This window comes from Mesorhizobium sp. BHscii (genome assembly GCF_053848065.1).
In genome coordinates this window covers 341,951-353,958 of record NZ_JBSPKW010000001.1, presented here as the reverse complement: position 1 = coordinate 353,958, position 12,008 = coordinate 341,951, and the positions used below count along the sequence as shown (strand labels likewise).

Sequence of the window (12,008 nt, the reverse complement as noted above, 5' to 3'; positions counted from 1 at the left end):
CTGCGTGCATCAACTTATTCTTGCTGGGAGCTGGACCATTGTCCTCGAGGGGCTACGCCTTGGCCAACCAGGAAACGGATGACGTTTCCATCGTTGACCTGATACCTGCCTTGCGAGCCTTCGCCCGCACGTTCTGCCGTGTTCCTGACGATGCTGATGACCTGGTCCAGGAGACGTTGACCAAAGGGCTCGCCAACATCGATAAGTTCGAGCCCGGAACGCGTATGAAGTCATGGCTCTTCACCATCATGCGCAACACCTATTATACGCGCATTAAGGCCGCCGACAGGGAAAAACCCGGCCTGCTTGACTGCGCCTCTTCGATCCCGATTTCGGAAGCGACGCAGGAATGGACCGTTCAGAGCAAGGAAGTCTCTAGCGCGGTCCAGAAGCTGCCGGAACATCAGCGCGAGGTCCTGATGCTGATCGGGGTGCTTGGCGTCAGCTATGAAGAAACTGCCGAAATATGCGGTTGCGCGGTGGGAACAGTAAAAAGCCGCCTTAACCGAGCGCGCGCCAGCGTGCTGGAACACCTCGGCGAAAGTTCGTTGCAGACATTGGTAGAAAGACGCAATCACCTGTCCGAAGCACAGGGAAACTTGGCAGTCGACAGGCGTCGATAGCTATTCCACTTTCTTTGCTTTGCATCGACGCTTCTCGACAAGCGCGTTCTGCAGTTGGACCGCAAGGTTGGTCAGACGGTCGGGGACCTTTTCCTGCTCGATGGCAGTCAGCAGAGATGCAATCTTCCGGTCTATTGCCAGCCGGAGTTGCGGGCTGATGGTATCGTCGCTTGAGCGAGACATAGTGTTCTCTTAACGAATTGGTCCCTTCACCAGTGTGGTGACAGCAATCAGCGTTTGCAAGGATTCACGCGCCGTCCTCGCCGTCAGCGCCGTCCCTTGCACAGCATTGTTTCGAAGCCGCTAATCTCGTCGGGGAAGCCTATGCTTTCCCCTCCCTCTCCCCCGGCAATGTTGCCGGGTGCGCTCGATAATTCGACTCTCGCGACCTCTGCTGCCACTGGTCATGATTCGCGTTAGCGGTTGCAACAGTCAGTCTTGCGAGAGCCGATCCGCGGCGTGATACTGATCGGAATTGATCCGATTGCCGTTGAGCCGGCGTCGCTCGGTGTGCTGCTTCCTAGGCTCTGTTCTGACAAAGCCGCGTTTCCTCGACCTTGTCCTTGGCCAAAAATGGGTCATCGCGCCGGCGCCGGAGCTTTTACCCTGACGGCAGAGGTGATGTCTACCGCCGGATGCCATCTAGTCCTCCTTCGGATTGTGGGCACTCACAGGTGCCTTTTCTATTTGACGCCCGAACAATCATTGGGCCGTAATGTTCCGTCGGATGCAGAAAGAAGAAAGGCATTGCCATCCCACAGCCGGAACGGCTTCTCGCCGTCAACCACGACCTGCATGCCGTGGGCTTCGGCGAGGCGGTGAACATCGGCACGATCCAGCGCCGGCGATCCGCGATAGGAGTAATTCAGAAGTGCTGCCATGCCTGACGTTTTCAGAACACGCGCAATTTCCTTGAAATGCCGCTCCGCCAGGCCAGCCAGTACCAGATAGGGGAAACTGTCGACAGCCAGCACGCAATCGAAGCTTGCGTTGCCGAAACCGGCAAGATCGAGACCAGAGGTCGGCCGCAGTTCCACATTGCGCAGCTTGGCACATCGCTCTCGAGCGATCGAAATCATCTTCGAAGATATGTCGATGCCGACGACCCGGTGCGCCGCGCTGGAGAGCGCGCTTTCGAATCGGCCGATGCCACAACCAATGTCCAGTATGTCCCGATCGGCGCCGGTGAAGCCATGCCTTTCCAGCCATTCGACGATCTCATCGGTTGCGGCTGAAAGCCTCTCCTCGTCGCCCAGGGAGGACAGTTGCACGCTTGCAGGCAGGGAAATCATCGCCGCCACATCGAACCCGGCGGCCAGCCGCTTGACGACAGCGGCATCCGTTTCCTCCTGATTACGCTCGTGGCGAACGGCCGCACCTGTTTCACGCAGCATGGCAAAGGTGTCAGGCCGGTGACGAAGCAGGTCGGCGATCCGCTCCAGTCTGTCTCGTTTTCGAAGGTCGGCCGAATGCATATCCAGCGCCAAATCAGCCAATTCTGCGGCATCGATCCCCGTCGCGAAGCGAAGCGCCAGTCTGGCGATGATGGCTTCGACGCAGGCGCCGTCGGCCATGCACTCATCGAGCACCATTCTTGCAGTCGACGCCTGTGGCGATGGCTTTCGTTCAGTCGTGCTCATTGAGCGATGCTCCGCGTCCAGACCTTTCGCATTGTCCATTGGTCGACGGCGCCCCAGCCGTATTTGTAGGTTTCCTGGCCGCGCAGAAAGTCGAACTCCCGTGCCCCTTCACGAGCCGCCTCGGCAATCGCGTGGCCGATGAGGATTGCGCCGGGACTTTCCTCGGCATAGGCCGGATCAAAACCGCCAAGGTAGGCGTAGGCGCGGTGGCGATGATGAAATCCGTAGTAGGCGCCGACGACCGCATCATCGATAGCAACAAGCCAGCATCGGATAAGGCCCTGTGCGGCAAGCAGGGGAAGTGCCTGCCGATGGAATTCTTCTGCAGCCGGATCGGCCAGCACGCCGTCGCCATGCCCGGCCCAGCGCGCGCCGTGAAGGCGGATCAGGTGATCGAAGAATGTTTTGGGATCGGCTTGCGCCGACATGATGGAAACGCAGCCGCGCCTGCATGCGGCTTTATGTGCGCGGCGCAACTGGCGTCTTCGCCGCGCCGGAACGCAGACCGCCAGCGCCTCGTCCCCGGCAATAGAGAGCACGGGACAAGCAGCGTGATCGACGAGTTGACCCGCCTCCAGTGCAGGGTGCGTTATGGCGAGACCCGCGGCACCCGCCGGTAGGTCCGGCAAAATCCATTGCGACCAATTGATCGCAAGAGCCCGGTCGGCGATGACGGCGGCGACAGCCGCTTCGATGCCGGGGAAACACAGGACATCCAGATAGTCGCTCAACGAAATCCCGACCGGAAGCAGTTTCGAACCGGAAGTTGTGTGTTCTAGATAAAGCGGCGCCAATCCCACCAGATCGTCGCCACGCCAGACGGCGATCGTCGCCAGTTCTCCGGGCGCGAATGTGCGCCACCACGGCACCAGCCAGGCGGGGCATTGAAACGGCGTCGCCGTCCGGCTGTGCGCCCAGAGCTCCCGCCAGCGCGGCGCCAGGGCCTCAAGGGCGGCCGGATCGTCGATGATCTCGGAGCGGAGCATGAAAACCGCTCACTGCACCGCCGCGAGGCGCCTGCGGCCGGCACCAAGCTCTGCCAGCGCATGGTACGCGTCCATGTAAGACGAAATCATTTGGTCGAGCGAAAAGCGCCGCCGCGCCTCGGCCCGACATATCTCGGCATCCAGGCGGGATGCTGCGACTATGGCTCCCGCCATCTCATGGACGTCATTGACCAGAAAGCCCGTCCTGCCGTGTTCGACCACGCCCGGCAGCGCGCCGTTTGGAAAGGCGACAACCGGCGTGCCGCAGGCCATCGCCTCCATCGCGACAAGCGAACTGGTTTCTGCGGCAAGGCTGGGAATGACCAGGCACCGGGCGGCATTGAGAAAGCGCCGTTTGGCGGTGAAGCCGAGCGGACCGAGGAAGCGGCGCTGCTTGTCGAGGCGCGGCTGGACTTCGTCACGAAAGTACAGAGTGTGCGTTTCATAGGGGTAGACCTTGCCGCCGATGACCAGCGGCACACCAGCCTGTTTGGCCGCATCCAGTGCAATATGGATGCCCTTTTCCGGGCAGATGCGGCTGAGCACCAGCGCGAAGTTGCGCTTGGACCGCCGACCGCTCAGCGCGTCGATATCGACGCCGTTTGGAATGGGCGCAACCAGTTTGGCACCCGGCGGCGCGGTCCTCTGTTGGGCCGCCGAGACGGCGTGCAGCCATAGATCGTCACGGATTGGGCGCAAAGCATCGGACGGATACCAATCGAGCGGCAGGTGCAGGCTTACAAGCGTCGGGCCATGGCCAGGCAGATAGGCATCGAAATCGATGCCGTGCAGATGAACCACGTCGATCGGCCAACGGGCGCGTGCGACGTCTATCGCTGCGCGGTGGGAGCGCTGTGCCCGTTTTTTCGCCGCATCGTCGAGCACGCCTGGTTCAGCAGGTGTCTCGATGAGGACGCCCGCTGCTTTGGAGCCCTGGCAACCGATCACGATGGAGCCGTGTCCCGCGCGCACGAGTGCCTGGTCGAGCATCGACAGCACCTGCTCGGCACCGCCAACCGCATCGGGGCCGACTGGCGCGAGAGGGTAGGCGACGTTCAGGACGGTGAGGGTCATGGCCGGCCGAGCCCAAGCTCCTCATGTGCAGCGGCGGCGGCGTGGAGCCAAGCCGCCGGCTCGAAGCCGAGCGGCAGCGCCTCGTAATAAAGCTTGCCGTTGTTCGGCAGCGCCAGGAAATCATAGGTGGGCGCCACCCGGAAACGTTCGACGCGCGCCGTAAACGGCGCCAGCGTCCGTTGCTGTGTCCGGTGGCAGGCCAGCATGCACTGCTTCCGTTCGAAGGCCGCTTCCGTAAGGTGGAGTTCGATGCACTCACCGCCGGGATCGCTGTTGAAGTCCTGGAGGACTGCGCCCTCAGGTCCGGCGCAATAGAACGCCATTTCGACGATGGCCGGCGCCGGGCGTCCATCGCGGCGCAGCAAACGGCAGGCCGCGTGTACGGCAAAGGCGGTCGCGTCATGATCGGGGTGACCGCCTTCATAAGGATGTGTACAGACGAAACTGACATCGCGATCGGCCAAAAGGCCGGTCAGCTCCCGTGCGAGCGAGCCAAGATTCCCGGCGGCTTGTTTGTCGGGATAACCGAGGCTGATCATGGCCGTCGACGGCAATTCCGCTGCCGCCAGCGCCGTCTCCAACTCCCTATGGCGGGCCTCGGCGTAGTCCTGCCAAGTCTCGAAGCCGTACGCTCGCGCGTCATCAAGGTCTCGCGGCGCGCCGTCAGTGACATGCACGATGCGAGATCCGCGCAATCCGGCAAGATGTCCGCCGATGCCGATAGTCTCGTCATCCGGATGCGCGACAACGATCATGATATCAGCACCGTCAGAGCCGTGCGGGGCAGCGCCTGTCAACAGGGCCGCGAATTCGGCAAGCGTTCCGGATCTGTCAGGTGCGTGTTGCATTGCTCACTCATGCTGCCGAAGCCCGCACCGCTCTGACTGGCGAGGCAGCCATGGCGGGAGCGTAGCGGCGGGTCATCGTCGCGCAAAACTCGGCAAATTCCTCCGGCACTAGCGGCGGACTGGTGTGATGCGGCATCACTCCGCGGTGCTCGGGAGTGAAGCAGAAGGTGATGGTCACGTCGAAGTCGGCAAGCGCTTCCATCTGCCGGTCGTACCAGTCCAGCGCATTCGGCCTGAAACTATCGGCCCAGGAAAGTCCGGTGCGCACATTGGTGACGCCCAGCCGCTTCATCCAGGCGACGGCGTCATCCAGCCGGGGATCTTCAAAGTGGAACCATTGCACCAGTCCCATTTCGGGCGTGTAACGCAGGAATTCCTCGAGCGCGGGTTTGGGCGTACCGTCTTCGCGTAGCAGGCCCATGTAGAAGTGGCGATAGTAGGAGGAGCCTTCCGCCTCGCGATGGCGTGTCGTTGCCCCCCATTCGCGCGGAAGATCGTAGAGGCTGTACCATTGTATGCGCGAGGCGTTGCCGAGCAGCAGTTCGGCGGTCCGGCGCAAGCCCCATAGCTGCACCTCCTCGGCACCGAAGCTCGACACACCAACTTCGCTGACCCATACAGGAAGATCGGTGACGGTGGAAATCTCGCCGATCTTCTGGGGCCACTCCTGAATCTGCCAGAGGTTCCAGTCGAGCGGGAAGCCGTGCACGGCGACGGCATCGACATGATCCAGCGCGCCGTACTGCTTCATGAGCGCCATGAAATCGGCATCGATCGGCGAAATGCCGCCCAGGATCTTGGTAACGGTGGGGTTTTCCGATGCGATCGCATCGGCGGCCAGCATTGCCATATTGGCGAAGCGGCTCCAGTCGGGGTCGAGTTCGGGATCCCAATGGGACTTGTTGTTCGGCTCGTTCCAGATCATCGCAGCTTCAATCACGCAGTTGTCCTTTCGACGGGTAGACGGCGCCTCCACCGGCCGGTTCGTTGGCGGCGCGGCAGAAATAAACCTCTTGCTCCGGGTGCAGCACGGTCTCGAAGCCGGCGCTGCGCAGCATCGCTTCGGTGCAGGCGCGATTGGGAATCCACCAGTTGGTCGGGTCGTCGGCATAGCGATGCTCGACGAAATGCAGCTTGGGAAACTCGGGCCGGTCGAACAGATCGTGTGTCCAGAAAGGATAATTCTCATCGAGTGCAGGCAGTTCGGTGCTGCCGCGCTGCATGGACTGGAAGATCATCAGGTCGCCGGCGACGTGCTCCCGGATCAGATCGAGAGCGAGCAGGGGGTGGCGCAGGTGATACAGCACACCCATGAACAGGACAACGTCGAATTTCTCCCGCAGCGCGCCGACGTCGTAGACCGACAGTTGCTGGAATTCGATGTCGCAGTCCGCGATCTCGGCGGCGAAGCGCGCCTGCGCCAGATAGGCTTCATCGAAATCGATGCCGAGGACGCGGCCGGCGCCGCGTCGTTTCATCTCGATCGAGTAGAAGCCGGCGTTGCAGCCTATGTCGAGCACGGCCTTGCCGGACAGATCGGCAGGAATGGCGTCGGCGAACTTGCGCCATTTGATCAGCGGGTAGTTGCCGAGGAAATGGTCGGGGGCGGTTTCGACGCCTGCCAGCTCCATGTTGTGAAACCACGGGCCAAGGGCATCGATGCGGCGACGGATTTCCGCGTTCGAATGCAACATGGCTAGCCTCCTTCGCCTGGATGGCTTGGTATCTGCGACTGCCCTCGCAGCGCGAACATGAGGTTTTTCGGGTCCTCCAACTTAGTGTCGTTGTTCTCAAGCAGCCGAAGTGCCGTGCGGTAGCCGTTGAAAGTGCCGACGTCGACATAGGCGGTGCCTGCCTTGACGCCGTAAGCCTCACCGCCGGCCGCCAGATAGGCATTGATGAGTGTACCGACGTATTCGTCGCTTTGATTCCGCTCGCGCCAAAGCGCGGCAAGCTGGTGAAGTATGCGGCCCGGCATCTTGAACGCGCCCCAAATCCAGTTCGATGCGGCGTCTTGTTGCTTGACCTGGATCTCCCTCACTCGGTCGCCCTGGTCGAGAACGACGGCATCGAAGAGTTCGGGGTGATCCACCGGGAAGAGTAGAAACGACAGCCGGTCGTCCGGCAGGCGGCAGAAGCCATCTTCCGGAAACCAGATCGTATCGGGCAGGCCGATCAGAACCGTCTCGTCCGGTGCGACGAGCGGGGCGGCGCGGAAGATCGCATCGCAAAGACCGACGGGAGTGGGCTGTACGACGAACAGTGCGGCGGCGTCGCCGTAGCCGGCGGCATAGTATTCAAGGATGTCCGATTTGCCCGATCCGATGACGAAGCAGATTTTGTCGACACCGTTGCGCACCATGCGACGCACCAGATATTCGCTCACCGCGCACGGGCGCTCGGTCTGGCCGTCGATGCGGCTGCCGACCGGCAGGAGCTCCTTCGAGAAGCCGAGCGGTTGAATGCGGCTGCCGCGGCCGGCAGCGGGCACGATGCCCAACATCAGATTGCTTCCTTCAACGGCTCGCCCGCCGTCAAGCCCTGCAATGCATCGGACAGGAGGCGGTCCAGTTCCCTGGCGCGCTGCGCAGAGGTGTGCTCGTCCAACACCCGCTCGCGCGCACGGCGCCGGATTGCGTCGACGTCGCTGTCGGACAAGCAGACTGCCGCGACCACGTCGTCGGTGGTGTCCGCCAGGATGATCTCGCTGCCGGGTTGGAAAAAACTGCTCAGGCCTGGCCAGGTGTCGCTCACGATCGCCGCGCCGCAGGCTGCCGCCTCGAACAGCCTGCCCGAAGGACACCAGCCCCTCTTGGCCATCGCCTCGCGGGTCACGTTCAGCGTCAGACGCGATGAGCAAAAGAAGGCCGGATGATCCGCAGGCGGAAGATGCCTGACAAAGAAGATGTTTTCGCCCCACGGAAATTCGTGCGGATATTGGGCGCCGCCGATGACGAAACGGTGGTCCGGCAGGCGCGCTGCCGTGCGGACCAGCAGCTTTTCGACGCCGGCCTGGCGATCAGCCGCATAAGTTCCGAGATAGGATAGATCTCCGGCAAATTCAGCCCGGGGCTCTGCTGGCCGGTGTCGCTCGGGATCGACATGACCATAGAGAGGCAAGACACGGCGCGCACCCAGCAGAGTTTTCAGCGCATCGATTGCGGTTCCCCCCGTATAACTCAGGACGAGGTCGAAATCGCGAAGGCCTTCGGGCCCGTAATACGCCGGTCGTAGACCTTGTTCGATCCGGGCGAGTGTAACCGGGGTGTCCAGATCGTAGAAAACTTTCAGCCCGCGACAGGTCTGCTGCGCCAGGCGCGATGCCTCCACGGCGTCGGGGCAATAGGACGTGACGATGACGACGTCCGATTGCCCGATAGCCTGTTCCGCGACATGGCGAATGTCTTCCCAGTCCGGATAGAGAACGACGTTGCCGCCATCGAGATGATCAAGGTCGCGCGCCCCGGCATAATAGGGAGTGTTGCGTTCGAAGAAGGTGACGGACCAGCCCAGCCCGCCCAGCGCCCGGATCAGGCCGCGCCACAGCGTCGCGTGTCCGTTTCCCCACGAGGAGGTGACGGTGAGACCGAAAATGACCATTCGCATCCGGCTGTCCTCGTCAGGCGGCTTCGTTCAATCGGATCAGCTTGGAGCCCCAGTCACCGGATACGACCGTGGTGATCGAAGCAGGATCGATATCGAAGCGAAAACAGTCTCCCAGCGGCAAGCCGAGCACCTTGCAGACGGCGGCCTTGATCACGTCGGCATGGCTGACCAGTGCCACGGACTGGTTCTGGTAGCGTTTGCGAAGCTGCTGCATCAGCGAGGTGACACGTTGCTGCACGTCCAGCATGGTCTCGCCGCCCGGCGTCCTCGCCTGCTGACGCCGACTGTTCCACACCCGCCAGTCGGCGTCCTGGTTCAACTCTTCGAAAGTCTTTCCCGACCACGCGCCGAAGTCGATCTCATCGAGCTCTTGGCAGATTGTAATCTTATCGGGACTGCAGGCGATTGCGATCGGTTTTGCGGTTTCCAATGTTCGTTCGCGCGGGCTGCAACAGATGGCTGCTAGCGGCTTCGGTGCCATGTGGCTGGCCAGGCGCAACGCCTGTGCCCTGCCGATGTCGCCAAGGCAGACTCCGGCCATGCGTCCGGCAAGATAGGCGCCGACATTGTCGTGCGCCGCATGGCGGATCAAAAAGAATGTCGTCGTCATTCCGCGGCATCGAGCATCGGCTCGTCCCTACCGGCGATGAAAGACAGCGTGCGCAGGCGTGCCTCGGCATCGGTGAACTGCTCGGGCGGCGACTTCATGAAATAGCTGCAAGGGCCGGTCAGCGCTCCCGCGATGCCGCGGTCGAGCGCCAGCTTGGCGCAGCGGACAGCATCGATAACGACCCCGGCGGAGTTGGGCGAATCCCACACTTCCAGTTTGAGCTCTGCATTCAGCGGCACGCCGCCGAACGTCGTGCCTTCGACTCGGATGTAGGCCCATTTTCGATCGGTAAGCCAAGGCACATGGTCGCTGGGGCCGACATGGATGTTACCGGCCTCCAGGGGAACGTCGAGCTGGCTGGTTACGGATTGTGTCTTGGAAATCTTCTTCGATTCCAGCCGCTCGCGTTCCAGCATGTTGAGGAAATCGGTGTTGCCGCCGAAATTCAGCTGATAGGTGCGGTCGATGCGGACGCCGCGCTCGCGGAACAGATTAGCGAGCAGCCGGTGCACGATCGTCGCGCCGACCTGGCTTTTGATATCGTCGCCGATCAACGGCAGGCCACGCTGTTCGAAGAGCTGGCGCCATTCCAGTCGCGACGCGATAAAAACCGGTATGCAGTTGACGAAGGCGCAGCCGGCCTCGAGCGCGCATTCGGCATAAAAACGCGTAGCCTCTTCCGAGCCGACCGGCAGATATGAGACCAATACGTCAGCGCCGCTTTCCCGCAGCAGGGCGCTGACATTCGCGACCGGCTCTTCTGCCTCCTCGATTTCATCGCGTAGATATTTGCCGATTCCATCGAGCGTTGGTCCGCGCTCGACGCGAACGCCGGTTGCTTCGACATCGGCAAAGCGGAAGGTATTGTTGGGCGCATTGTATATGGCTTCCGCCACATCCCGCCCAACTTTGCCCTTGGCGACGTCGAAAGCACAGACGACCTCGATGTCATCCACATGATAACCGCCAAGATCGGCATGCATCAGGCCCGGTATCGGCTCATTACCTCTGGCGTCCCGATAATATGAGAGGCCCTGGACAAGGGAAGACGCGCAATTGCCGACGCCGGCTATTCCAATCCGTACCTTTTTCGATCCCACGAAACTGCCGCCATCGCTGTTGAAGATAAGTTCCTCGCGCCGAACTGCCAGTTGCCGGGAATGTTCCTTGCGACCTGGAAAAATCACGAACTTCATGGCCGATTAAAGCTGCGCGCTGTTTGAGGCTGCCTGGGCCTAAGTGCTGCAAGCCTCAGTCGAGCCGTCGCAGCATATCCGCTTCCTTTTCGAGGATGGTGGCCACTTCCTCGCGCTCGAGGTGCGTCATCATCAGGCTCACACAGCATTCAAGGTAGGTGATCGAGGCACGTCTCAGAAAGGCAGCCGTTTCCCTTTCGGCCATTTGCTCGATGTCCTTGGCGGATCGTTTTCGATGCACGTCGGTTCTCCATGCCGGTATCTTCGCCCAACGGCGAGCTCGGCTGGATGTTCCCTTAATGACAAAAAGTGAGAGCGCGCGTTCGCGCCACCGTCTCACATGGCCCATGTCCGTGCGCACAGCTCTCCCTGACTTCAGGCCGGCAAGTTTTGCAGTCGGCCTGAAGCGGACCTCACGCTTGGCGCAATTGGGGGAATTCGATCCTCGTTACGGCTCGCTTCGAGCTCCATAAAATAGCTGATCGTCTGCATCAGGCCTTGCCTGAGCGGCACCTTTGGCGACCAATCCAGAAGGGTTTTTGCTCGGGAAATGTCCGGTTGCCGCCGGCGAGGGTCGTCTTGCGGCAGTGCCAGGAATTTGAAGACCGAGTTGCTATGGGTCATATCTCTCACCAATCCAGCCAGTTGAAGAACGGTGAATTCCCCGGGATTGCCTAAATTGACCGGTTGGCGCGGATTGGGATCGACATCCATAAGACGGACCAAACCGTCGACCAGATCGGAGACATAGCAGAACGACCTGGTCTGCAGCCCGTCGCCGAATATCGTCAGTGGTCTCTTCTCGAGAGCCTGCATCACCAGGTTCGAGACAATCCGGCCGTCGGCAGGATCCATCCTCGGACCATAGGTGTTGAAGATGCGCGCGACCCGGATGTCGGCCATCTCGGTTCTCAAATAATCGAAGCACAAGGTTTCGGCGGTTCGCTTGCCCTCGTCATAGCAGGCACGAGGACCGGTGCAGTTCACATGACCGACATAGTCTTCCCTTTGCGGGTGCTGTTCGGGATCGCCATACACTTCGCTTGTCGATGCCTGAAGGAAGCGCGCATTATTTCGGGCGGCAAGCTCAAGCAGATTGAGCGTTCCGATCACGCAGGTTCGCGTGGTATGAACCGGATCGGCTTGGTAACGCGGCGGCGATGCGGCGCACGCCAGGTTGAAAATGCGGTCCACCGGCTCAGCAAGGTCCAATGGTCGGCAAATATCCTGCTCGATCAACCGGAAACGAGGGCGGTCCATCATCGAGACGATGTTTTCCATCCGGCCGGTAAGAAAATTGTCGACACAGATCACCCGGTACCCGGTCTGAAGCAGTGTTTCGCAAAGATGCGAACCGAGGAAACCCGCGCCGCCGGCGACAAGCGCCGTTTTGGTCCGTTGCGTCCTTCTTGATTGCCGCATCTC

14 protein-coding genes are annotated in these 12,008 nt (G+C 61.2%); 1 reads left to right on the top strand and 13 read right to left on the bottom strand.

The genetic code is table 11. The features are described 5' to 3' along the window. The first annotated feature begins 59 nt into the window (after nucleotides 1-59). The gene (locus tag ACWTU7_RS01680) at nucleotides 60-623 is read left to right on the top strand and encodes a sigma-70 family RNA polymerase sigma factor (protein WP_029356161.1); all 564 of its coding nucleotides are present in this window, start codon (nucleotides 60-62) and stop codon (nucleotides 621-623) included. Here the strand turns inward: ACWTU7_RS01680 and ACWTU7_RS01675 are convergent, their stop codons facing one another. The 13 genes from ACWTU7_RS01675 to ACWTU7_RS01615 form a co-directional block, all read right to left on the bottom strand. Next, nucleotides 624-806 carry a hypothetical protein gene (locus ACWTU7_RS01675; RefSeq protein WP_029356162.1) on the bottom strand — a complete coding sequence of 61 codons (183 nt, stop codon included), beginning with the start codon at nucleotides 804-806 and terminating at the stop codon, nucleotides 624-626. It abuts the gene before it with no gap. Nucleotides 807-1,306: 500 nt separating this feature from the next. Further along, complete coding sequence (locus ACWTU7_RS01670; protein ID WP_455837465.1) at nucleotides 1,307-2,263, bottom strand: class I SAM-dependent methyltransferase; 957 nt, start codon at nucleotides 2,261-2,263, stop codon at nucleotides 1,307-1,309. Then, the gene (locus ACWTU7_RS01665; RefSeq protein WP_455837464.1) at nucleotides 2,260-3,249 is read right to left on the bottom strand and encodes a GNAT family N-acetyltransferase; all 990 of its coding nucleotides are present in this window, start codon (nucleotides 3,247-3,249) and stop codon (nucleotides 2,260-2,262) included. The genes ACWTU7_RS01670 and ACWTU7_RS01665 overlap by 4 nt, the downstream gene beginning before the upstream one ends. Before the next feature lie 9 nt (nucleotides 3,250-3,258). Then, nucleotides 3,259-4,323, bottom strand: coding sequence for a glycosyltransferase (locus ACWTU7_RS01660; protein WP_455837463.1), 1,065 nt, complete (start codon nucleotides 4,321-4,323; stop codon nucleotides 3,259-3,261). Beyond that, the gene (locus ACWTU7_RS01655) at nucleotides 4,320-5,171 is read right to left on the bottom strand and encodes a PIG-L deacetylase family protein (protein ID WP_455837462.1); all 852 of its coding nucleotides are present in this window, start codon (nucleotides 5,169-5,171) and stop codon (nucleotides 4,320-4,322) included. The genes ACWTU7_RS01660 and ACWTU7_RS01655 overlap by 4 nt, the downstream gene beginning before the upstream one ends. 7 nt (nucleotides 5,172-5,178) lie before the next feature. Then, nucleotides 5,179-6,111, bottom strand: coding sequence for a glycoside hydrolase 5 family protein (locus ACWTU7_RS01650; RefSeq protein WP_065006875.1), 933 nt, complete (start codon nucleotides 6,109-6,111; stop codon nucleotides 5,179-5,181). Further along, on the bottom strand, nucleotides 6,104-6,865 hold the full coding sequence (locus ACWTU7_RS01645; protein ID WP_455837461.1) for a TIGR04290 family methyltransferase: 762 nt from the start codon (nucleotides 6,863-6,865) through the stop codon (nucleotides 6,104-6,106). The genes ACWTU7_RS01650 and ACWTU7_RS01645 overlap by 8 nt, the downstream gene beginning before the upstream one ends. Nucleotides 6,866-6,867: 2 nt before the next feature. Continuing rightward, the gene (locus ACWTU7_RS01640) at nucleotides 6,868-7,674 is read right to left on the bottom strand and encodes a sugar phosphate nucleotidyltransferase (RefSeq protein WP_455837460.1); all 807 of its coding nucleotides are present in this window, start codon (nucleotides 7,672-7,674) and stop codon (nucleotides 6,868-6,870) included. Beyond that, complete coding sequence (locus tag ACWTU7_RS01635; RefSeq protein ID WP_029356178.1) at nucleotides 7,674-8,777, bottom strand: CgeB family protein; 1,104 nt, start codon at nucleotides 8,775-8,777, stop codon at nucleotides 7,674-7,676. The genes ACWTU7_RS01640 and ACWTU7_RS01635 overlap by 1 nt, the downstream gene beginning before the upstream one ends. Nucleotides 8,778-8,790: 13 nt before the next feature. Next, the gene (locus ACWTU7_RS01630; RefSeq protein ID WP_455837459.1) at nucleotides 8,791-9,387 is read right to left on the bottom strand and encodes a histidine phosphatase family protein; all 597 of its coding nucleotides are present in this window, start codon (nucleotides 9,385-9,387) and stop codon (nucleotides 8,791-8,793) included. Beyond that, entirely contained in the window at nucleotides 9,384-10,487 is a 1,104-nt protein-coding gene (locus ACWTU7_RS01625; RefSeq protein WP_455837633.1) for an inositol-3-phosphate synthase, read from the bottom strand. Before ACWTU7_RS01625 ends, ACWTU7_RS01630 begins: the two co-directional genes overlap by 4 nt. 151 nt (nucleotides 10,488-10,638) lie before the next feature. Then, nucleotides 10,639-10,824 (bottom strand): hypothetical protein, encoded by a 186-nt coding sequence (locus ACWTU7_RS01620; protein ID WP_127210156.1) that lies wholly within the window; start codon nucleotides 10,822-10,824, stop codon nucleotides 10,639-10,641. A gap of 134 nt (nucleotides 10,825-10,958) precedes the next feature. After that, nucleotides 10,959-12,005: a UDP-glucuronic acid decarboxylase family protein gene (locus ACWTU7_RS01615; protein ID WP_029356186.1), complete on the bottom strand. Its 1,047-nt coding sequence runs from the start codon at nucleotides 12,003-12,005 to the stop codon at nucleotides 10,959-10,961. Between the last annotated feature and the right edge of the window lie 3 nt (nucleotides 12,006-12,008).

Excerpts from the sequence above, each read along its gene's own strand:
- ACWTU7_RS01675 (WP_029356162.1), bottom strand. The coding sequence starts at position 806 with ATGTCTCGCTCAAGCGACGATACCATCAGCCCGCAACTCCGGCTGGCA.
- ACWTU7_RS01670 (WP_455837465.1), bottom strand. The coding sequence starts at position 2,263 with ATGAGCACGACTGAACGAAAGCCATCGCCACAGGCGTCGACTGCAAGA.
- ACWTU7_RS01665 (WP_455837464.1), bottom strand. The coding sequence starts at position 3,249 with ATGCTCCGCTCCGAGATCATCGACGATCCGGCCGCCCTTGAGGCCCTG.
- ACWTU7_RS01660 (WP_455837463.1), bottom strand. The coding sequence starts at position 4,323 with ATGACCCTCACCGTCCTGAACGTCGCCTACCCTCTCGCGCCAGTCGGC.
- ACWTU7_RS01655 (WP_455837462.1), bottom strand. The coding sequence starts at position 5,171 with ATGCAACACGCACCTGACAGATCCGGAACGCTTGCCGAATTCGCGGCC.
- ACWTU7_RS01645 (WP_455837461.1), bottom strand. The coding sequence starts at position 6,865 with ATGTTGCATTCGAACGCGGAAATCCGTCGCCGCATCGATGCCCTTGGC.
- ACWTU7_RS01640 (WP_455837460.1), bottom strand. The coding sequence starts at position 7,674 with ATGTTGGGCATCGTGCCCGCTGCCGGCCGCGGCAGCCGCATTCAACCG.
- ACWTU7_RS01635 (WP_029356178.1), bottom strand. The coding sequence starts at position 8,777 with ATGCGAATGGTCATTTTCGGTCTCACCGTCACCTCCTCGTGGGGAAAC.
- ACWTU7_RS01630 (WP_455837459.1), bottom strand. The coding sequence starts at position 9,387 with ATGACGACGACATTCTTTTTGATCCGCCATGCGGCGCACGACAATGTC.
- ACWTU7_RS01615 (WP_029356186.1), bottom strand. The coding sequence starts at position 12,005 with ATGCGGCAATCAAGAAGGACGCAACGGACCAAAACGGCGCTTGTCGCC.